Source organism: Maribacter sp. 1_2014MBL_MicDiv, from assembly GCF_001865655.1.
Taxonomy (GTDB): domain Bacteria; phylum Bacteroidota; class Bacteroidia; order Flavobacteriales; family Flavobacteriaceae; genus Maribacter; species Maribacter dokdonensis.
Window position 1 is genome coordinate 2,525,107 of the sequence record NZ_CP011318.1, and the last position, 22,282, is coordinate 2,547,388.

The 22,282-nt window shown below is 37.5% G+C and carries 18 protein-coding genes; 5 read left to right on the plus strand and 13 right to left on the minus strand.

All coding sequences use genetic code 11. The features are described 5' to 3' along the window. Window positions 1-54 precede the first annotated feature (54 nt). Window positions 55-1,233 carry an acyl-CoA dehydrogenase family protein gene (locus YQ22_RS10550; protein WP_071341180.1) on the plus strand — a complete coding sequence of 393 codons (1,179 nt, stop codon included), beginning with the start codon at window positions 55-57 and terminating at the stop codon, window positions 1,231-1,233. Window positions 1,234-1,366: 133 nt separating this feature from the next. Here YQ22_RS10550 and YQ22_RS19100 read toward each other — a convergent pair whose 3' ends face one another. From YQ22_RS19100 to YQ22_RS10580, 6 genes are all read right to left on the minus strand, one after another. Continuing rightward, on the minus strand, window positions 1,367-2,728 hold the full coding sequence (locus tag YQ22_RS19100) for a GH1 family beta-glucosidase (protein ID WP_071341181.1): 1,362 nt from the start codon (window positions 2,726-2,728) through the stop codon (window positions 1,367-1,369). A gap of 15 nt (window positions 2,729-2,743) precedes the next feature. Next, complete coding sequence (locus YQ22_RS19105) at window positions 2,744-3,742, minus strand: glycosyltransferase family protein (RefSeq protein WP_071341182.1); 999 nt, start codon at window positions 3,740-3,742, stop codon at window positions 2,744-2,746. Next, window positions 3,739-4,593 carry a UDP-2,3-diacylglucosamine diphosphatase gene (locus YQ22_RS10565; protein WP_071341183.1) on the minus strand — a complete coding sequence of 285 codons (855 nt, stop codon included), beginning with the start codon at window positions 4,591-4,593 and terminating at the stop codon, window positions 3,739-3,741. The genes YQ22_RS19105 and YQ22_RS10565 overlap by 4 nt, the downstream gene beginning before the upstream one ends. A gap of 239 nt (window positions 4,594-4,832) precedes the next feature. Then, complete coding sequence (locus tag YQ22_RS10570) at window positions 4,833-7,130, minus strand: FdhF/YdeP family oxidoreductase (RefSeq protein WP_071341184.1); 2,298 nt, start codon at window positions 7,128-7,130, stop codon at window positions 4,833-4,835. Window positions 7,131-7,212: 82 nt separating this feature from the next. Beyond that, window positions 7,213-7,578: a DUF7009 family protein gene (locus tag YQ22_RS10575; RefSeq protein ID WP_071341185.1), complete on the minus strand. Its 366-nt coding sequence runs from the start codon at window positions 7,576-7,578 to the stop codon at window positions 7,213-7,215. A gap of 263 nt (window positions 7,579-7,841) precedes the next feature. Continuing rightward, entirely contained in the window at window positions 7,842-8,720 is an 879-nt protein-coding gene (locus YQ22_RS10580) for a nucleotidyltransferase family protein (protein ID WP_071341186.1), read from the minus strand. A gap of 142 nt (window positions 8,721-8,862) precedes the next feature. On the opposite strand from YQ22_RS10580, the gene YQ22_RS10585 reads away from it, so the two are divergent. Continuing rightward, window positions 8,863-10,215 (plus strand): Gfo/Idh/MocA family protein, encoded by a 1,353-nt coding sequence (locus YQ22_RS10585; RefSeq protein ID WP_071341187.1) that lies wholly within the window; start codon window positions 8,863-8,865, stop codon window positions 10,213-10,215. A 3-nt stretch (window positions 10,216-10,218) separates the two neighbouring features. Here YQ22_RS10585 and YQ22_RS10590 read toward each other — a convergent pair whose 3' ends face one another. After that, entirely contained in the window at window positions 10,219-11,412 is a 1,194-nt protein-coding gene (locus YQ22_RS10590) for an AEC family transporter (RefSeq protein WP_071341188.1), read from the minus strand. 123 nt (window positions 11,413-11,535) lie between these two features. Then, window positions 11,536-12,726, minus strand: a complete 1,191-nt coding sequence (locus tag YQ22_RS10595) for a pyridoxal phosphate-dependent aminotransferase (RefSeq protein WP_058104039.1) — start codon at window positions 12,724-12,726, stop codon at window positions 11,536-11,538. A gap of 480 nt (window positions 12,727-13,206) precedes the next feature. Between YQ22_RS10595 and YQ22_RS10600 the strand changes: the two genes are divergently transcribed. Further along, window positions 13,207-13,680 (plus strand): Lrp/AsnC family transcriptional regulator, encoded by a 474-nt coding sequence (locus YQ22_RS10600; RefSeq protein ID WP_058104038.1) that lies wholly within the window; start codon window positions 13,207-13,209, stop codon window positions 13,678-13,680. Here the strand turns inward: YQ22_RS10600 and YQ22_RS10605 are convergent, their stop codons facing one another. After that, a complete protein-coding gene (locus YQ22_RS10605; RefSeq protein WP_071341189.1) occupies window positions 13,681-15,072 on the minus strand; it encodes a Gfo/Idh/MocA family protein in 1,392 nt (463 codons plus the stop codon). It abuts the gene before it with no gap. 228 nt (window positions 15,073-15,300) lie between these two features. Between YQ22_RS10605 and YQ22_RS10610 the strand changes: the two genes are divergently transcribed. Together YQ22_RS10610 and YQ22_RS10615 are read left to right on the plus strand one after the other, a co-directional pair. Further along, on the plus strand, window positions 15,301-15,759 hold the full coding sequence (locus YQ22_RS10610; RefSeq protein WP_071342563.1) for a COG2426 family protein: 459 nt from the start codon (window positions 15,301-15,303) through the stop codon (window positions 15,757-15,759). Between the two features lie 105 nt (window positions 15,760-15,864). After that, the gene (locus YQ22_RS10615) at window positions 15,865-16,221 is read left to right on the plus strand and encodes a pyruvate kinase (RefSeq protein ID WP_071341190.1); all 357 of its coding nucleotides are present in this window, start codon (window positions 15,865-15,867) and stop codon (window positions 16,219-16,221) included. A 182-nt stretch (window positions 16,222-16,403) separates the two neighbouring features. Here the strand turns inward: YQ22_RS10615 and hutG are convergent, their stop codons facing one another. The 4 genes from hutG to hutH form a co-directional block, all read right to left on the minus strand. Continuing rightward, the gene (gene hutG, locus YQ22_RS10620) at window positions 16,404-17,360 is read right to left on the minus strand and encodes a formimidoylglutamase (protein ID WP_071341191.1); all 957 of its coding nucleotides are present in this window, start codon (window positions 17,358-17,360) and stop codon (window positions 16,404-16,406) included. A 6-nt stretch (window positions 17,361-17,366) separates the two neighbouring features. Next, complete coding sequence (locus tag YQ22_RS10625; RefSeq protein WP_071341192.1) at window positions 17,367-19,367, minus strand: urocanate hydratase; 2,001 nt, start codon at window positions 19,365-19,367, stop codon at window positions 17,367-17,369. An 88-nt stretch (window positions 19,368-19,455) separates the two neighbouring features. Beyond that, entirely contained in the window at window positions 19,456-20,703 is a 1,248-nt protein-coding gene (gene hutI / locus YQ22_RS10630) for an imidazolonepropionase (protein WP_071341193.1), read from the minus strand. Window positions 20,704-20,707: 4 nt separating this feature from the next. Further along, window positions 20,708-22,282: a histidine ammonia-lyase gene (gene hutH / locus YQ22_RS10635; protein WP_071341194.1), complete on the minus strand. Its 1,575-nt coding sequence runs from the start codon at window positions 22,280-22,282 to the stop codon at window positions 20,708-20,710.

Consider the following 22,282-nt stretch of genomic DNA (forward strand, 5'->3'; position numbering starts at 1 on the left):
TTTAGTGTTACATATTGTTATATTTCTTTATTTATCTTTGATAAAAGCATAGTTATGAGACCAGATTTATTTGAAGCCCCAGACTACTATCACTTAGATGATTTATTATCTGAAGAGCATTTGTTAGTACGTGATGCCGCACGTCAATGGGTAAAAAGAGACGTATCCCCAATTATTGAAGAGTATGCCCAAAAAGCTGAATTTCCTAAGCAGATAATAAATGGCTTGGCTGAAATTGGTGCATTCGGACCTTATATTCCTGAGGAGTACGGCGGTGCGGGATTAGATCAAATTAGTTATGGACTTATTATGCAAGAAATTGAAAGGGGAGATAGTGGTGTTCGTTCTACGGCATCGGTACAGTCCTCTTTGGTAATGTATCCTATTTATACGTATGGAACCGAAGACCAACGTAAAAAATACCTACCTAAGTTGGCTACTGGCGAATGGATGGGCTCTTTTGGGTTGACAGAACCAAACCATGGTTCCAATCCTAGTGGTATGGAAACCAAGTATAAGGATATGGGCGATCATTATCTTTTGAACGGAGCCAAACTTTGGATTTCCAATGCTCCATTTTGTGATATTGCGGTAGTATGGGCAAAGAACGAGGAAGGACGTATTCATGGTTTGATCGTGGAGCGTGGAATGGAAGGATTTACAACACCGGAAACCCATAACAAATGGTCATTAAGAGCTTCGGCTACCGGTGAATTGATATTTGATAATGTAAAGGTCCCTAAAGAAAACCTATTACCTAATAAATCTGGTCTAGGCGCGCCATTAGGATGTTTGGATTCTGCCAGATTTGGTATTTCTTGGGGTGCTATAGGTGCTGCTATGGATTGTTATGATACTGCATTAAGATATGCCAAAGAACGTATTCAATTTGGTAAACCTATTGCGGCAACTCAATTACAGCAGAAGAAATTGGCAGAAATGATTACGGAGATCACCAAAGCCCAGTTATTGGCCTTTAGACTAGGTCAATTAAAGAATCAAGGGAAGGCAACCTCTGCCCAAATATCTATGGCCAAGAGGAATAATGTAGAAATGGCCATTAATATAGCACGAGAGGCGAGACAAGTTCTAGGTGGTATGGGTATTACCGGTGAATATAGTATAATGAGGCATATGATGAATTTGGAAAGTGTAATTACCTATGAGGGTACTCATGATATTCATTTACTGATTACAGGGGCGGATATTACTGGAATGCCTGCTTTTCAATAATTTAACGGTTTGCTTTAATGGGCATAACATTTAACTGTTGAACACCATCTATCTTTGATTTGCGCGTGTAAGATGTGTGCATGTTTTTTTTAGATATAAGCTATGGCCGATGGAGACATCGGCTTTTTTAATGCTAATTTTTTCGCGATAAAAAATCGGCAAACCATTTACCAGAGGCTTTAATAGTCCTTTTTAAGGTTTTAAAATTAATATGTACCAAGCCAAACCTAGGGTAATACCCTTCTGCCCATTCAAAATTATCCGTAAAGGTCCACACGAAATATCCGTGGATATTCAACCCTTCTTTTTTGGCTTTAAGCACTTGGTTTAAATAACGCTGCAAATAATTTACCCTAGCGATATCATTTATAATTTCTCCGTTAATGGAATCTTTAAAAGCAGCACCGTTCTCGGTGATGATGATTTTTTTAATTTGCGGGTATGAACTGTATTTCTTGATCATGTTGTAAATACTAGGCGGATATACCTCCCAATCCATCAATGTTGTAGGTACATTTCTCTTACTTGCCTTTACAATTTTAGCTCTAATGTACGGTACCAAAAGACTATATCTTACTTTTTCTCGAGTGTAATTTTGAATTCCGATAAAATCGAAATCAAACAGGCAATCTTCCATATCAGAAGGTTGAATGTAAGGTTGTAGTTTTTTTAAAACCGGAGCTTCTTTGGTTGGATAACCTAAACCCAATGCTGGTTCAATAAATAACCGATTCAATAAGGCATCAACCAGAACAGCTGTTTTCTTGTCTCTGTTATTTTGTCTGTAGGGTGAAATTTGCGAACATGAAAACGTGGTGCCTATTTGGGCATTGGGTACTAGTTTACGAAGTAATCTGCCACCTTCCGCTTGGCACAAAACAGCATGGTGCACGGCGGGAAGAAAATTTTTCAATCTTTTTTTTCCAGGTGCATGTACGCCTAGAAAGTAACCGGCACCCGTAAATACCATGGGTTCGTTCAAAACCATCCAATGTTTAACCCTATCTCCAAAAGAAGTTGCGCAAAGGCTGGTAAATTCTGAAAACCATTGTATAATGTTTCTATTCGTCCATCCGCCTTTATCCTCTAACACCTGTGGAAGATCCCAATGGTATAGGGTTACCCATGGGGTAATACCTTGTTCTAGACAAAAGTCAATGACATTATTATAAAATTGAATACCTGGTTCGTTTACAGAGCCAATACCATTAGGTAAAATTCTTGTCCAAGAAATAGAGAAACGATAGTTGTCAATATTCATGGACTTCATCAATAGGATATCTTCCTTGTATTTATGATAGAAATCGCAAGATACATTGGCATTGTCACCATTTAAAACCGTATTTGGTTTGGTGGTAAATGTATTCCAAATAGAGGGTCCCTTTCCATGGGTGTCGTACGCGCCCTCAATTTGGTATGCTGCGGTGGAAACTCCCCAAGTGAAATTTTTGCCAAAATCATGGGCATTTAAAAAGAATTCTTCTTGTTCTCTCAATAGAGTAGTGGCTTTTTAATGTGTTTTTAGAGATTTCTCTAATAGTTGGGTCACAATTTGGTCGGTAATATCTGGGTAGTCTACCGGCACAATGGTTTCGGTATCTAACCAATGTTGCAACTTGGGTAAGTGTTTTGTTTTAAGCGATTTTATTACCGGTACACCCATATCTGCCAAGGCAGCTGCATTACATTGCTGCTCATATTGCCCTTTCATAGGCACTACCATTAGCTTTTTTTGCATGTATAGGCTTTCTGCGGGTGTTTCAAAACCTGCACCGCATAGTATACCTCTACTACTTGCCATGCTTTTTACAAATGCCTCATTGGTTATTGGCTTTATATGAATGTTCTTTTTAAAATATTCATAGGTATTGTGCTTTGAAAATACTTCCCATTTTACCCTTTTCATCTTACTTAAAAACTTCAACAATTTCTCATCACTGTAAGATGGTAGATATACGGTATAATGCTCGCCTTTGGAAATTGATGCCGATCGTATATCGTTTCTGATTATAGGTGTATAGATATTAGGTTCATAAGGTTTGAAATGAAGTCCGAATTGATGGCTGGTGGGTGCATAATTATTAAGAATCCATTTGCCCATTCTGTCCGTTTTTTTAGGCTTTGGAGCTAATTTAGAGAGTACTGCCGCTTGGTGGCTAAAACTATAGCAAGGTATATTTTTTAACTTGCACGCCCACGCCGTAACCGGTTCAAAATCATTAATAATGAGGTCGTAATCTTCAACCGGTATACTTTTTATCTCTTTTTGCAAACGCATAGAGTTTGCCTTGTAATAGGTTTTCCAAACATCTACACCTCCTTTTTTGCCGAAAATAAAACTTAATCCTTTTAATTGATACTTAATGGGGTAGGGCAGTTTAATGTCAGCTTGTATGCCGCTTACTAAAATATCCAATGAAATATGATGCTTTAATAATGCGGGTATAACATCTCTAGCCCTGCTCAAGTGTCCGTTGCCGGTACCTTGAATTGCGTATAGTATTCTCATTTACTCTGTTGCGTCATTCCACTTATTCTAAACTCTTCAAGCAAGCTTTGAAACAGTTCAGCTTTTTCCAATACATAGGTTTCTTCCTCTTTATGGTCAATGGTTAATTGATCTTCAAGATAAGAGTATAGTTTCCAATGACCATTATGATACTCAAGTGCGGTCAAATTTTCTATCCAATCTCCAGAATTTAAATAGACGACTTCTCCTTTATCTGTTTTTATATTGCGAATTTCCGGTTGGTGAATGTGACCGCAAATAACATAGTCATAACCATTTTCTATGGCAATATCTGCGGCAATCTGTTCAAAGTCGTTTATGAACTTAACGGCAGACTTTACACCGTTCTTAATTTTCTTGGACATTGAAATTGGACCCTTGCCCATTTTTTTGCTTATAAAATTAATGGCTCTATTTAATAGAATTAAAAAGTCATATCCTTTTGCACCAAGTTTGGCTACCCATTTTGAATGCTGCATAGTAACATCGAACACGTCACCATGAAAAATCCAAGCTTTTTTATCTTCAAGCGGAATCACCATTTTATTGACAATATTTAATGAGCCCATACTGTTGCCCGAAAATTTCCGCAAAAGTTCATCGTGGTTACCTGTTATATAATGTACCGGGATTCCTTTGGCTACCCACTCCAATAAAAGTTTAATGACTTTCATATGAGACTTGGGCCAATAGCGTTTGCTAAATTGCCAAATATCTACAATATCGCCATTGAGGATTACCTCTTTTGGCTTAATGGACTTTAAATATTTTAAAAGCTCTTTGGCGTGGCAGCCATATGTTCCTAAATGAACATCGGAAATGACCACAATATCAACCGGTCTTTTTTTCATAAGTGAATGAGGGATTCCTTTCTTGGGAATTTTAGAAAATTAGAAAGAGATAGAACCACCTCAAACTTGACATTAAATGCAAGAATGGCAATACATAAGGCGGCCAAATCAGTAGATTTCATATGCTGAAACTTATGACCGTAAAGTTTCAAAATTTATGATTATAGAAAGGTTACTGTTAACTTATTATTCGGTTACGAGATTGTTAAGTAATTGAATTTCAGAAATGTATTTATTAACTATTTCTTTACTAGTCTAACCTTTACAGATTTGCTTATTGGTGTTTTACTTTTGTCGGCAAAATGATTGTAGGGTACTAAAACATTGGTCTCCGGAAAATAAGAAGCCAGATTTCCCGATGGAATATTATATGGAACGATCTTAAAATTATGGGCTGTTCTTACAATACCGTCATATGTACTGGTAATATTAACAATGTCAAGTTTGTTTACACCAATGGCCTTCATATCGTCTATATTCATAAAAACCACTCTTCTTGCATTGTAAACACCTCTGTAACGGTCATTTAATCCGTAAATAGTGGTGTTGAACTGATCGTGAGAACGTATGGTCATCAACATGTATTCATCTTTTGCCAAGGTGTGTTCTGGTAGTTTGTTAATTGTAAATTGTGCTTTACCGTTAGGCAACATGCTAAAATCCAATTCACGTACATTATTTGGTAAGTAATATCCTGCGCCTTTTGAACGTTCTTCGGTATCATTGAACCCCTTTGCAACTTGGTCAATTCGCTTTCTGATCAATTCATAATCTTCACCTAAAGATTTCCAGTTCATAGGATGTTCTTCGCCGAACAAGGTATGCCCTAAATTGGCAATAATCTCTGGTTCGCTCATGATGGTCTCCGAGGCAGGTTTTAATATTCCCTTGGATCTTTTTACCCTGCCCATACTATTTTCAACCGTAAAATGACGGGGCTTGCCATTTTTCAAATCTTTTTCAGACCTTCCAATAGTCGGTAAGATCAAGGCTGTTTTACCGGTGATTAAATGTGTACGGTTTAATTTGGTACTGATCTGTACCGTTAAATCGCAATTTTGAATTCCCTTTGCGGTATATTCTGTATCAGATGCCGCCATTAAAAAATTACCGCCCAAGCACATGAATACTTTGGCATTACCTTCATACATCGCTTTTAAGGAGCCTACAACATCTACACCTTCATGCTCAGGTGGGGTAAACCCTAAATGTTCTTTAATACGTGCGTTCATGGCACTATCTACAAAATGCTGAATACCAACGCTGCGATCTCCTTGAACATTACTGTGGCCACGAACCGGACATGTACCTGCATTTGGTTTTCCAATAGCTCCTTTCAACAATAGAAGATTTATGAACTCTCTAATATTTTCTACGCCATTCTTATGTTGGGTAAGACCCATGGCCCAGCACACTATAATTTTAGATTTATTCGCCAATAGTGCAACCGTGTCGTTTATTTTTTCCTCGGATACGCCAGTTTGCGCCAATAGGTCTTCTGCATTGTAGCTTCTTAAATCAGAGATCAAAGACTCATAACCATCTGTATATTTTTCAATGAATGCGTGGTCAAAAACTGTATTTCCTTTTTCTTCTAATGCAACTAATTTCTTTAAAATTAATTTTACCAGGGGTATATCTTGGTTAATGTTGACCGCCAAATGAATATCTGCCATGTCCTCACCACCGCCGATCCATCCGCCTAGATGTTGCGGATTTTTAAAATTCACTAATCCTGATTCTTCTAACGGATTTATACTAATGACCTTACCACCGTTCTGCTTGCATTTTTCTAATGCGGATAACATTCTAGGGTGATTGGTACCTGGGTTCTGCCCGGCTATCAATATGACCTCTGCTTCGTATAAATCCTCTAAAGTGGTTGATCCCTTGCCTATGCCCAAGGTTTCACCCAAGGCAACGCCGCTGCTCTCATGGCACATGTTAGAACAATCCGGAAGGTTGTTGGTGCCTAATGCACGTGCAAACATGCCATATAAAAAGGCAGCTTCATTACTTGATCTACCAGAAGTGTAAAAAATAGCCTCGTCCGGATTGTCCAACTTTTTTAATTCAGCTGCGATCAGATCAAATGCGGCCTGCCAAGAAATTGGCTCATAATGAACGTTGCCGGGTCTTAATACCATAGGCTCAATTAAGCGCCCAAACTTGTTGAGTTCGTAATCGGTAAGTTGAGAAAGTTCTTCTACAGAGTTTTTTTTGAAAAAATCTGCACCAATATGTTGGGTAGTAGCTTCATCACCTAAGGCCTTGGCTCCATTTTCGCAGTATTCAGCTACTGTTGATGGGTGTTCGGGATCGGGCCAAGCACAACTTGGGCAATCAAAACCGTCTTTTTGGTTCATGCTCAGCAAGGTGCGCATTGATCGTAATACGCCCATTTCTTTGAATGTATGCTTGAGGGCTTCACGTACGCCTAAATAACCTGCAGCATGTGTTACAGGTTCTTTTACTTCAATATCCAGAAATTCTTCAGACCCTCTAAAAGAGACGTTACGTTCGTTTTTTGCATTCATGCAATAAACTTAAGAAATGTAATAGTATCGTTTATAATCATTTCTATTAAAACTGTAGTCCAAATGATTAAAATAGGATATTTTAATTCAACTTAGGATTGGGGTAATTGTCAGATTGGTCTTCTATAGTATTGTCCAAACATGTGAAATCTTTTTCCAATAGCAAGTACAGGTTGTTGCCATCGGTTGTTTTCAAGGTATGGTCAAAAGTTATGATATCATTGGAAAACCAGGGTCTGCCATTAGCTTCTGGCATAGAAAGGATAATACTACTGTTTTCAAAATTGATATGTAATTGCTCAATATTGCTCTTTAATACTACACCGTAGTTAAATTTTGTAGTTCCAAAATTTGTACTGTCGTAAATTTCTCCACTTTCCGATAATGTTTTCACTTCAGATTGGGTTAATCTAAACCGTACAGAATCGCCTTTTATTCTAATTTTCATAGCTATAGATTCAGTTCACAACAAAAATAGCCCATCTGACAACAAAATATAGGGGGTTGACATCAATTTGTTTCTAATAATTAACCTTACCTATATATTTACAATGTAATTAAAAACGAATAAAATTTTTTCATTTTCATATAGTGTTCTCGTAAAAGAGTCCGGTCTGATAAGATCGGACTCTTTTTAGTTAAAGTCGGTTTAGAGCATAAAAAAACCCATTAAATTAAAAATTAATGGGTTCTGGTATATGTTGAAAAGGGTTATTTCCAAATAGACGCAGGGTACTTTCCTGAATCGGATTTTTCCTTTAAACTGTTCATTGCTTTTTCCTTGTCACTGGCATATGTTACACCAAACCAATCTCCACCAGAAGGTATACATTTAACCTCAATTTCGTTGGTCTGTAACATTTCTTGTATCATTAAAGGAATGTATAGTTCGCTGTTAGCGATACGGTCATCATCTTTTAAGAAAATTCTAAATTCAGATTCAATTTTATCAAAGATAGATGGTCTACAAACCCAAAAGTTCATACTGGCCTGTTCATCACCTGTAAATTCTAAATTAGTATCTTCATCAATAATCTTATCTCCCTGTTGTACCAGTTTTAATCGCTCTTGTACAGATACAAGGTTATCGCCATTTACTTCGCAAACACCTCTAGATACAGAACCATGCTCAGATAAAGTGTCTTTAAGGGTATAACCTAAAAGTGCATAGGCACTATCATCTGATTTCATGAAATCCGCAGCTTTTTTATAGGCAGACTGACCATAAAAATCATCTGCATTAATCACTACAAACGGTCCGTTGATCACATTTCTTGCCGTCCAAACTGCATGAGCGGTACCCCAAGGTTTTTTACGTTCACCTGTAAAAGTAACTCCGTCAGGTAAATCTGTAAGTTCTTGAGCAAGAACGTTCAATTTAATATTGCTAGGAATTCTTTTTGAAAGATGTTCCTCCAAAAAAGAAACATTTTCTTTTTTGGTAATAACTACTATCTGTTCAAAGTTATTCTGAATAGCATCATATATAGCAAACTCCATTAAGAATTCACCATTAGGACCTAAATCATCAAATTGTTTTAGTTTTCCATATCTACTACCACTACCGGCAGCCATTAAAAGTAATGTCATGATTTTTGTGTTTAAATGCCAAAAATATGAAATGCTAATAGAAATTGTGGCTAATTTTAGATGTATCCCTTTTAAAATTGATGATTAGTTAATATGAGTCAGTATCTTTTTTTAAATTCAGTGTTCTTAATAACCGCCAACAATGACAACGAGAAGAAAATTTATTAGAAACACATCAATAGCAAGTATGGGTATTGTTACAGTACCTGGTTTTGCACATAAAAAATTTAGTGTAACGGATAAACTAAATGTAGGTTTAATAGGTGTAGGTTTAAGGGGAACTAACCATTTGCAAAACTTATTACTTAGAAAAGACGTTAACGTTACCGCAATTTGTGATATAGACGAAAATAGGATAGCAATTGCTAAAAAGCATATTGCAGATGCAAATGGTAAGAGTCCTAGAGTATTTGGGGCTAATGAGCATGATTATAAAAACCTATTAACTCTGCAAGAGGTTGATGCCGTAATCATAGCTACACCTTGGTTATGGCATACCCGAATGACGGTAGATGCCATGGAAGCGGGAAAGTACGCAGGTGTAGAAGTTTCTGCGTCCAATACCTTAGAAGAATGTTGGGATCTTGTGAATACGCATGAGCGTACCGGTACCCATATGATGATCCTTGAGAACGTAAATTATAGGCGAGATGTATTGGCCGTTCTGAATATGGTAAAGCAAAATGTATTTGGCGAAATGGTACATTATAGATGCGGATATCAGCATGATTTACGTCATGTAAAGTTCAATGATGGCAAAACGGCCTACGGTAAAGGTGTTGAATTTGGAGAAAAGGGGATTTCTGAATCTAAATGGCGTACGGAGCATTCTGTAAAGAGAAATGCGGATGTGTACCCAACACATGGTTTAGGACCAGTTGCTATAATGGCAGATGTCAATAGGGGCAATAGATTTGTATCTATGACTTCACATGCAACAAAAGGTATTGGCTTGCACAATTATATTGTTGGCCAGGGGGGAACAGAACACCCAAATGCAAAAATTAAATTTAAGCAGGGTGATGTCATTACCTCAACCATTAATACCACAAATGGCGAAACAATAATCATTACACACGACTGTAATTTACCAAGACCGTATTCTTTAGGTTTTCGCGTGCAAGGTGCAAACGGACTCTGGGAGGTTGACGGAAGTCGTATTTATGTGGAAGGAAAGTCTGAACCACATCAATGGGATGATGCAAAACCTTGGTTGGAACAATATGATCATCCACTTTGGAAAAAGTATGGAGCGTATGCCTTAAATGCTGGTCATGGCGGTATGGATTTCTTTGTACTTAACTCATTTGTTGAATCTGCAAAACAAAACATAGCGCCACCTTTAGACGCTTACGATGCAGCTGCTTGGAGTGCTGTTACACCATTATCAGAGGCTTCTATTGCCAATAATGGCGAACCCCAGGATTTTCCTGATTTTACTAGGGGACTTTGGATCAAAAGAAAGCCTTATGAATGGATGAAAGAAACATACTAAAGTTTAGCTGGCCTTAGCTTCGTTCATTGTTTTCTCGGACTTATGTTTAAAATCGTTTTTTGCGATGGTCAGCTTAGATTTTGGTTTAACTGATTTTGGCATCTTCTTACGCTCTCTGTCGAGCATAAAGCTGGTAGATTTAAAAATATCGGGGGCAAATGTGATCCCTAATATTATTGCGCCTAGACCAAGAAGTGTAAGCGGGTTAATGAAGTATTCGCTAAATGAGAATATGCCAATTATTAATAGTGTTGAAAAGGGTAGGGAACAAGCCAAAATGTTCAACCCAAAATTGACATCGAATGTAGGTTTTGGCTGTTCGTCTTTTTCTTCAATAGATTGTATGGCACTCATGTGGGCAAAAGGCCAAAAGCTACAGGCACTTTGCGGAAAGACTACTAAAAGTAGAATCATAGCAGGCGTTAATGCAGGTATTGTATAGGCAAAAACACCGCTTATTAAAAATGCCAGGCCCATTCTGCGTAACAGCATAGCAAGTATCAATTTAAACTCGCCTTTATTAATTCTTACCGCCATACCTATGAACAAGAGCACTAACGGAGTCATTAAATCTTTAATGCTCAATGCGGTATTTTGAAAAAAGGTTGGCAGTGATGAAAGATCAAGTCCTAAGCCTAGCATGATCAATCCTATGACGATAACCAAGTTAATAGGTTCATTGATCAATGAAATAAATAGTCCTTTAAGCTTACTTTTAGAAGATTCCTGTTTATTGATTACGGAGTTCTTACGATACCAGTGCATGGCTAGCATGTATAGTAAGATAAGTACAAATATCTTGTTTCCAATATCTGCAAGTGCTGCTAAGGCTAAGGTGTCGTCACCTAAGTAAGCTACAATGAATGGAAAGCATGATAGGCCAGGTGCTGTTGAGGGTAACAACATCATCAATGTTCGCTTTTTGCTCTGTTCTTCTTTGTGTAATGATGCAGCTAAGAAGTATTTTGTTGCTGCCAACATTATAAGATTGAAAATTAACGCAACTAGGGGAAACACCAATAAGGTTCCCTTAAGTTCTATTTTTAATAGTGCAACAAAAATAGTTGCAGGTAGTGCAACGCTTAAAATCAGAACTTTTATCCCTTTTAAATCTTGCTTTGCCACTTTCTTTTGAAGTAGTAGTCCAAGTCCTATAATCAGTATTAATTCTAGGGTTTTTTGTAGTGCAAAATTCATGCTGTTGAAAATTTCATTGGGATTTGATGTTGTAAAGTAAATTAGAAATAGCCCAAAGGAGTTGAACTTTGGCTTTGTGTCAAGGCAATGCTTTATATGCCCAACTCCCGGACTAATTCAAACTTAAACGAGCACTTTTTCAAGTGCAGTTGTAAACAACTTCATTTCATCCATAGTGCCCATACTTACTCGGCACCAATTTTTACCATAGATTTCAAAAGCTCTTACACCAACACCTTCGGCGGTCATCTTCTCTAAGAAGGGTTTACCGTCCATTTGTATGGGGAAAATAATAAAGCTGGTAGAAGAAGGCACATATTCAAACCCCAATCTGTCAAGATTTTCATATACATAGTCTCTACATTCTTTATTTAGTTTTCTGGATTTATCTTTAAAGGCAACATCATCCATACTTGCCATAGCAGCGTAAACAGATGGTAAGGAGATTCCCATGCCGCCACGTGTAATTTTTTGAATAATTCCTAGCGTTTCTGGTTGTGCTACAATATAACCAACACGCAAACCTGCCATACCTTGTATTTTTGAAAATGTACGGGCTATGATTACGTCTTTACCTTCATTGATCAATGATACCATACTTTTTTTGGTGGCGTCATCCAAGAATCCTAAATAGGCTTCATCAACAAAAATGGGGGTCTTTTCAGAAACACGAGAGCAAAAATCAATAAGTTCATCATGGTCTGTCATACTACCTGTTGGGTTATTAGGATTACATATATATACCAACTTGGTGTCATCATCTACAGCTGCTTCCATTGCAGCCAAATCATGTGACCAATCTTTTTTAAGTGGAACTGGTTTCCAAGTGGCACCCGTTGCTTCTGCAACTTTAATAAGTGACATATACGCCGGGTCCGCAGAAACGATATTTCCTCCATTTTGAAAGAATACCATGGCGGTTTTTTCCAATAGATCAGATGAGCCAGGTCCCATCATTATATTCTCTTGCTTAACACCTTCTTCAATTGCAATCTTATCCATTAACTGATATAGTTCTTTCCATGCATAACGATTTCCTTTTGGTGCGTACTCCTGCATGGCAGAAACAGCCATTGGTGATGGTCCATAAGGGTTTTCATTTGCATTTAGCTTAGCCGCCAAGGCTAAAGGTTGCATTGGTGCTTGTGGTAAATACTCCTTAAAAAAAGGAGTGTAGGGAATATTACCGTTGGCATCTAACGCAATAGGTTGTGACGGAAAAGCCCCGTAGGTCAAATAAGGTGCTGCCATAACTCCTGCAGCTGAAAGAACTCCTTTTTTAAGCCAATCTCTTCTGTTTACTGTTGTTTTCATCTTTGTTCAAGTTTGAAATGTTGGTAATGGGTTGTTTGTTCCTTATAAATAAAGTAACCAAACATCGATTTTATTTATCGATATAAACATGTTCGCTACTATGGTAAATGTTCATGTTTAGTGCTAAACAATATTATTGAATGTTCAAGGATTATGGAAATAGCCTATGCTTACAACGGCTTGTAAATAAAGGTTGTATCGCTTGTTTTATTGAATAATAGTTAGATTTTATTTAAAATTATACCGATAATGTAAGAAGTGATTTGTCCGCTGTTGAAAATTTACGGATACGGCATAATTATTCTAAAACCCTCTTTTTATGCATTTGTCAATTTGATTAGAGAATTATAAAGAAAACCTCATTTTTAAGCCTTTTTATTGTCATATAATTACTAAAATTTAACTAATTATAAATTAAATTTGTTAAAATGGATTAAAACCTTGTAATAATTCAATGAATATTTCAAATGATTATGAAAAATGAGGAATAAACTTGATCATGTAGATTTCAGTATTTTAAATATTTTGGCAGAAAATGCCCAGACCCCGTATACAGATGTTGCCAAAAAATTAATTGTTTCTCCAGGTACGGTGCACATGCGAATGCGTAAAATGAGAGAAATGGGTCTTATTACCGGGGCAACCTTAAGTCTTGATTATGCAAAAATGGGGTGGAAGATGACCATATTTTTGGGAATCTTTTTAAGTGAGATCAGTTTATTTAAAAAGGTAATGGAAAGATTGAACGAAATTGAAGAGGTGGTCAAAATACACCACGTAACCGGAAAGTATGACGTCTTTATAAAAATGCATGCAAGGGATAGCTTTCATTATAAGCAGGTATATCAAGACGAAATTCTGAGTATTTCTGGAATACGTGGTATAGAATCTTTTATTTCAATTGAAGAAAACTTGGAACGCCATATCCAATTTGTTGAAACAGAAGAAAATTAACTAGATCAATTTCATTTTAGTAGGATCCCAATTTACCGGTTGTTTTCTAGTATAACTTTCATTTGCCAACAAAGCTGCTCCTGCTGCCCTAAGTCCAAATTTTGGGTCTTGTATTACTTTTCCATTTTCTCTTATGCTGGTAAAAAAATTATAAAAATGGTCATAATGCGCTCCTTTATAATCACGTGGTGCTTGCCAAGTTGTTGATCCCGTAGCCAATTTACTTGCTCTAGTATTTAATTTTTTAGCGGCATATTCCTTTCTTATTTCCGCTTGCATGCCTTCAGTAAATGAAATCATTGAATAACCACTGGGTTCTAAGCCTAGATTAGAACGGTTTACGGTTACCGAATTTTGACCAATTTCCATTTCTCCTTCAGTGCCAATTAATTTAAAACCGCCACCGCCTCCACTGCCAGCAATAAAGTTGATGCGAAATGCCGCATTAAAAGGCGAATGTGTTTCTGTTTTTGGGTAGTCATATAATGTAATGGAAACATCTGGAACATCCCTGCCGTCTTTCCAATAGCGTAGCCCGCCTGTAGCCATGGCTCTGTTAGGACCATCTGAGCTAATTACATAATTTAAGGTAGAGAAGGCATGAACAAATAAATCACCGGCTACTCCGGTCCCATAATCTTGATAATTTCTCCATCTAAAAAAGCGGTTATTGTCAAAAGGTACCTTTGGTGCGTTTCCTAAAAAAGTGTCAAAATCTACGGTGTTGTTATTGGCATCCGTTGGTATGGGATATTGCCAAGCACCTTCGGCTGAATATCTATCATTGTACATATCTAGCATTACAATATCACCAATGGCACCATCTTCATATAGTTCTTTTGCCTTTTCATTACCAAGGGAAGCCATGCCTTGGCTACCTATTTGACAGATTTTACCTGAATCTTTTTGCGCCTTTATAATTTCTTGGCCTTGGTTGAAATTTTGAACCATTGGTTTTTCACAATACACATGTTTTCCAGCTTTCAATGCTGCTACTGTAATGGTTTGGTGCCAATGGTCTGGTGTGGCAATCAACACGACATCAACATCTTTTCTACTTAATATTTCTCGATAATCTCTTGTTACAAAAATATCATTGCCCCATAATTCTTTGGCGCGATCAAGCCTGCCCGTATACAGGTCACAAGCAGCTACAATTTTTACACAATCTACCATTAAGGCGGCTTGTGTATCATATATGCCTTGAATTCCTGTGCCAATTAGTGCAATATTTATATGGTCGTTACTACCATACTGATCAAACGAATATTCTCTATGTAGTAGTTGTACTTTATTTGTTGATGCGGATAACAAATAGGGGGCGGTGCCAAGTGCAGCAGTGGTTAAAGATGCTTGTCTTAAAAATGATCTTCTGGAATTCTTTTGATCCATGTTGTTTTGTGTTGATATTAGTTGTTGTTAGCTATTAAAAATACCAAATAAATGATGTTGCTAGGTTATCATGATTGGATAATTTGAGATTACATGATTTTAAGCGCTAACAATTTTTCAACTTAAGTAGTTTATCTATATAAATTGGTAATTGACAACATTTATGATATAAATGGCAAACAATTTTTCAAGAACAACGTAATTTTGCATTCGCTTAAAAAGAACGTTTTGTTGAAAGATATACTTATAGCAGCACTTTGGAGTATCTCCCCTTTAGGAGAGGCTAAAGTTGGTATACCCTATGGTCTACTTCATGGAGTAAATATTTACGTGGTATTGGCAGTTTGTTTTATAGCGAATGTTCTGGTATTTCCTATCATGATGTTCTTTTTAAATACTGTTAATCGATATTTATTAAGATGGCATTTTTATAAAAAGAATGCGTTGTTTGTGGCAAGACGGGCAAAAACGGGATCTGGTGATAAAATTAAAAAGTATGGTTTTTACGGACTTATATTCTTTGTAATGCTACCAGTGCCGGGTACAGGTGTTTATGCAGGTAGCATTGCTAGTTACTTATTTAAAATTGAAAGAAAGAAAGCTTTTTTAGCGAATACCATAGGCATCTTTTTATCTTCGGTTATCGTTTGGGCAACTACCCTGTTGACCATGAAGGGTATGGCGTAACATTTACTTGGTTATGTTTTTTATTCATTTATTTTGTGGATAACTATACTCGTTAAATATTCCATTACCCTAACAGGTATTTTAAATTTGTACCTTTTTTAAGTTATGGATACCCTTAAAATTGGAGATAAATTATATAATGTAGAGCAGAATGGTTTCAACGATTTTGCCAGATATTCTTTTTCTGAAGTTGTACGGTTAACAGAAACATTAGCCGTTCTAAAAAACGGCGTCCGATTAATAAATAGACCTAAACAGTCTTATATTATGGAAGATGTTGGGTATTCCGTTTCTCGTAACAAGGGTACTCATTGGCACATTGTGTCTTTAAAAGCCATTAGAAATGCCCAGATAGAAAATGAAAAGATCAAGGTGCATGACTGGTTTGAAAACAAACAATTTACCTTGAAAGAGAAGCAATATATTTATAAGCTTTTTAAGGGTGATGAAGATCAACAATAGGTGTATGGATCTTAGTTTTTACAAGAATTGTACAGACCGTTATTTTTATTTAAAAAGCTTTATTACCTTTACAGCGTTGTGTTGTGTCTCAAAGAATATTTGAGGCAATTGTGTTTATCGGATTTAACCGATAGAACCCAATGAAAGGCTTTCCATTTAGGGAGGCTTTTTTTGTTTTTACCCTAAATTTTATGAATAACATAGTGTACTAAAGACGCAGCAAGTTTTGCAGTTTGGTCGTCTATATCGTAATTGGGGTTTAGCTCTACAACATCCAATCCCAATAGTTTGCCAGATTCAATAATCAACTTTAAGCTTTCTAGCACAATGTCTGGAGAAAAGCCCATAGGTGATGCCGCGCTTACACCTGGTGCGTAGGCAGAAGAGAATCCATCAAGATCAATGGTAGTATAGATATAATCTACATCCTCCATGAACTGAATAAGCCTTAGTTGAACATGTTCTAAATAATTAATGTTAAAATGCTCTTGAAGTAGATAGTTGACATTGCGCGATTCTGCAAAATCAAAAAGGACTCTGGTATTCGCATCTTTTCGAATACCTAAGGCCATATATTTTATAGATTCGTTCTTAGCTTCCTGTTCTATCGCAATTTGATAGAATGGAGTGCCAGAATTGTTACCGTCAGAGTTGGCTCTCAAATCAAAATGTGCATCAAAATTGATAATACCTAATTTCTTATCTGGCTTTAGATAATTTTTTAGTCCGTTGTAATGACTATAGGCAAGATCATGGCTGCCACCAAGTACTATTGGTTTAGCACCTTTGTCAAGCAAAGTGGTGATCGTATTGGATAAATCTTCTTGTAAAGCCTCAAGGTCATCTTCTTCACATTCTAAATTTCCAAAATCTAATAACTGTGAGTTTTCTTTTAAATGATTGGTCATTTTACCCAACTGTTTCCGAATAGCGTTGGGTCCAAATGCAGCACCAATTCTTCCTAAATTACGTTTAACACCTTCATCACTACTATAGCCTAGTATGGCAATGGTTGTGTGCTCTGGTATATTGATAGGATCTTTTATACTTGAGAATCTAATTTTCTCATGTAAATAGAGTTCTTCACCAGATACTCGACCAAACCAATTTTCTTTATTTGCTTTAGTATAATGTGACATATATTGTTAGAATAATTTATCAATAAGTTGGTCTTCTACTAAGGTAGGGAATGTTACTTTAAATAATTTCGTTCTTTCCATTTCTCGTTGTAATGCAAACATTGCTTCTTTGTTTCTTGCCCAGCTTCGTCTAGCAATACCATTGTTGACATCATAAAACAACATGTTTTTCAATTTGCGCTCTGCATCTGTAGAGCCATCTAGTACCATACCGAATCCGCCATTGGTAACTTCGCCCCATCCTACGCCACCACCGTTGTGTATAGACACCCAGGTTGCACCTCTAAAGCTATCGCCAATGACATTGTGTATGGCCATATCTGCTGTGAATTTACTGCCGTCGTTAATATTACTAGTTTCTCGGTATGGAGAATCGGTGCCGCTTACATCATGGTGGTCGCGTCCTAAAATTACCGGAGCACTTAACTTTTTGTCTTCAATTGCCTTGTTGAATGCCAAGGCTATTTTTGCCCTTCCTTCGGCATCGGCATATAAAATTCGAGCTTTGGAACCTACCACTAACCGGTTTTGCTCAGCTTCTGAAATCCATTTAATATTATCTTCTAATTGTTGTTGTATTTCTGATGGAGCGTCTTTTTTAATCTCTTTTAGAACTTGTAAGGCAATGGCATCTGTTTTTCTTAAGTCTTCCAATGTACCAGAGGAACAAACCCATCTGAACGGTCCAAAACCATAATCAAAACACATGGGGCCTAATATATCCTGAACGTATGACGGATACTTAAAATCTATATTGTTCTCTGCCATTACTTCTGCACCTGCTCTTGAGGCTTCGAGTAAAAAGGCATTTCCATAATCAAAAAAGTATGTGCCTTTTTTGGTGTGTAGGTTTATAGCGTTGGCATGTCTACGTAACGATTCTTGCACTTTCGTTTTAAATACCTCAGGTTGCTTGTTCATCATTTCGTTAGACGCCTCAAAAGTTAACCCAACTGGGTAGTACCCTCCTGCCCATGGGTTATGTAAAGAGGTTTGGTCAGATCCTAGGTGAATGAATAATTCTTCTGTAAAAAAACGTTCCCATACGTCTACAACATTGCCAATAAAAGCCAATGATACTATTTCTTGTTTGTTTTGGGCTTCTTTGGTTCTTTTTACTAAATCATCAAGGTTGTCTATTAATTCGTCTACCCAGCCTTGTTCGTGTCTTTTCTTTGCGGCAAGCGCATTCACTTCTGCACAAATGGTGATGCATCCGGCAATGTTACCGGCTTTTGGTTGTGCGCCGCTCATTCCGCCTAAACCTGCAGTTAAGAATATTTTTCCGTTGGCATTTTCATCGACCTTCAGTACTTTTCTAAATGCATTCATAACGGTGATTGCCGTACCGTGCACTATGCCTTGCGGACCAATGTACATATATGAACCCGCGGTCATTTGACCATATTGGGTTACACCAAGCGCATTGTATTTTTCCCAATCGTCTTGTTTAGAGTAATTAGGAATCATCATTCCGTTAGTAACGACAACTCTTGGGGCATCTGCTGATGAAGGAAACAAACCCATAGGATGACCAGAATAGATATGCAAGGTTTGCTCATTGGTCATTTCTGACAGGTACTGCATGGTCAAAAGGTATTGCGCCCAATTCTGAAAAACGGCACCATTGCCGCCGTAGGTAATGAGTTCTTGTGGGTGCTGGGCTACCGCTGGATCTAAATTATTCTGAATCATTAACATGATCGCTGCAGCATGACTAGTCCGTGCCGGATATGCTGAAATAGCTTTTGCATGCATATCATAATCTGGCTGAAAACGATACATGTATATTCTACCATATTTTTGTAATTCCTCGGCAAATTCAGGTGCGAGAACGGCATGCCAGTTTGCCGGAAAATAGCGTAGCGCATTTCTGATCGCCAATTTTTTCTCTTCTTTTGAGAGTATTTGCTTTCGGTTAGGTGCATGGCTTACCGTTGAAGAACGCTCCTTTTTTGGAGGTAATTCAGTAGGTATTCCCATTTGAATCTGTGCTTTAAAATCCATTTTTAATTTTTAAATAAATTAATTTGATTTTGGATATAGAAGTTTATTTTCCAACAACCAACAACCAACAACCAACAACCAACAACAACTACTTATGCCTATCAAAAACCAACACCCCATTTTTCCATATCATACAGGGCTTTAAATTTCCTTGGTTATAAAGAATATCTTGATAATTATCCGAATGAAAAACGGCCAGGTCAGCTAAATGTCCCGCTTCCAATTTACCGCGGTCTTCTAATTTTAAAGCGGCTGCAGCTCTAAAAGTGATTCCTGCCAATACTTCGGCATTGGTCAATTTTTCAAAAGTTCCCAATATACTGGCTTGGGTTAATAAATCGCCCATAGGGGCAGAACCTGGGTTGTGGTCACTGGCTATGGCAAGTGCTGCACCGGCATCTAATAATTTTCTTGCGGGCGTAAAATTGCACCCAAGTCCTATTGAAGCACCTGGTAAGGCTACGGCTATGGTATCACTGTTTGCTAAAAGTTCAATTTCTATGTCCGTACTAGCTTCAAGATGATCCGCGCTAATGGCATTGTAATCCACCGCAACCTTGCTTCCACTTGTTGAAAACTGGTCTGCATGTACGGTGATGTCAAAATTCAGGTCCTTCGCTTTCAAGAAATATGCTTTTATATCTTCCGAAGAAAAAGCGCTCTGTTCTATAAAAGCGTCAATTCTATTTGTTAGATTTTCTTTTTTGAGAACTGGGAATAACTCTTCGCTGATCATTTTTAAGTACGCAGTTTCGGATCCCTCAAAATCTTTGGGTAACATATGTGCGGCAAGACATGTAGTTATCAATTCAGGCAATGCCACTTTATCGGCTTCTTTAATAGCGCGGAGCATTTTCAGTTCCTCATCAACTGTTAATCCGTAGCCACTTTTAACTTCTAGCGTTGTGGTACCGTTTTTTAAATGACGATTGGCTCTTTTTATGGTATTTTTGGTCAATTCTTCCATACTCGCTTTTCTGGTTTGGGTAACGGTATCCCAAATACCACCTCCTGCATGTGCAATTTCTAGGTAAGATTTTCCGGCATTTCGCATGGCATAATCTTTAGCGCGTGATCCGCCAAAGCAGATGTGGGTATGAGCATCTATAAAACCGGGTAAGCAAACATGATTTCCTTTTAGTTGGTGAATAGCTATTTCTGGGAATTTCAATTTTAAATCTTCAAAATTGCCTATTGCCAAAATCTGTTCATTTTCTATTACCATACCGCCATCATCAATAATCTTTAGTTCATTGTCTAAAATGGCGCCTTTTAGTTTTAGCCCCGTCATGGGAATAATCTGTTTAAACGGACCTATGAGTGTTCTCTGTGTCATGCAACTAGTAATTTTCGAACTCTTCTGAGTGTTTTGTTTTTAAAGATATGTTATGTTCTGCTTGTACGCGGTCTATAACGTTTAGTATTGTCCAATCCTTGATCATTGCAATACCCTTTTCAATATCATCTGCAAATACACGGTCTTTACTGGCAAAGGCAACACGCTCACGAACGGCATTATGAACCTCTTCTAAATAAATACCCGATTTCAATGGTTTTCTAAATTCAAAAGCTTGGGCGGCTGTCAACAACTCAATAGCCAATATTTTTTCAACATTGCCAATTACCTGCAATGCTTTTCTACCGCCAATGGAGCCCATACTAACATGGTCTTCTTGACCAAGTGAAGTAGGAATACTATCCGCGCTGGACGGAAAACATAGTCCTTTGTTTTCACTTGCCAAAGCCGCAGTGGTGTATTGTAAGATCATATATCCGGAATTGATACCTGTATCGTTCATGAGTAATTTAGGTACACCGGTACTATTTCCTTCCAGTGAAAGATAAATTCGACGGTCTGAAATATTACCGATTTCCGATGCTGCCAAACATGCATAATCCAATGCCATTGCTAGAGGCTGACCATGAAAATTACCACCGCTTATGGTCAATTCTTCATTGATGATAACAGGGTTGTCCGTAACCGAATTTAATTCTACTTCCAATAATTCTTTAAGATGTAACCATGCTGTTCTTGAGGCACCGTGAACTTGTGGTATACAGCGAATGGAGTAGGGGTCTTGTACTTTTTCGCAATCCACATGGGCTTCCATAATTTCTGAACCCTTCAGTAATTTTTTAACCCTTTTTGCAACATGAACATTTCCTTTAAAGGGGCGTAAGGCATGTAGTTCATTGTAAAATGGTTTTACTGACCCTTGTAGACCTTCTATCATCATAGCGCCAATAACATCTGCCTGAGCTAAAATAGCATGTAATTGTACTACTGCTTTTACGGCATGTGCCGCTATAAATTGAGTGCCGTTTATAAGTGCCAACCCTTCTTTTGGTCCTAAGGCAATAGGTGCTAACCCTGTTTTTTTGAAAAGTGATGCTGTTGAAATTATTTCACCTTGGTATTGCACTTTACCTAAACCAATTAATGGTAAAAATAAATGGGATAACGGAGCTAGATCCCCAGAAGCACCAACAGAACCTTGGGAGGGGACCACAGGTGTGGCATTGTTTTCAATGTGCCAGATTATACGGTTTAAGGTTTCAATGGCTATTCCCGAATATCCCTTGGCCAGTGACTGGGCTTTAAGGATCAGCATTAGTTTAGCGATGTCATTGTCTACGGGTTCACCAACACCAACGCTATGACTTTTAAGTATGTTGGTCTGTAGAATATTGGTTTCGGACTTTGATATTTTGGTCGTACAGAGCGGGCCAAAGCCAGTATTTATGCCGTAAACTGGATGACCTTTATCTACAATGTTTTGAACTATTTTCCAGCTATCGGCTATTTTTTGTTCTGTAGTTCTGGAAAGTGTTACCGCGTATTCATTGTTTACGATCTGCATGGCTTTGCCCGCCGTAAGCCAATCTTCTCCTAATTTAAAGGTCTGTTTACCCAT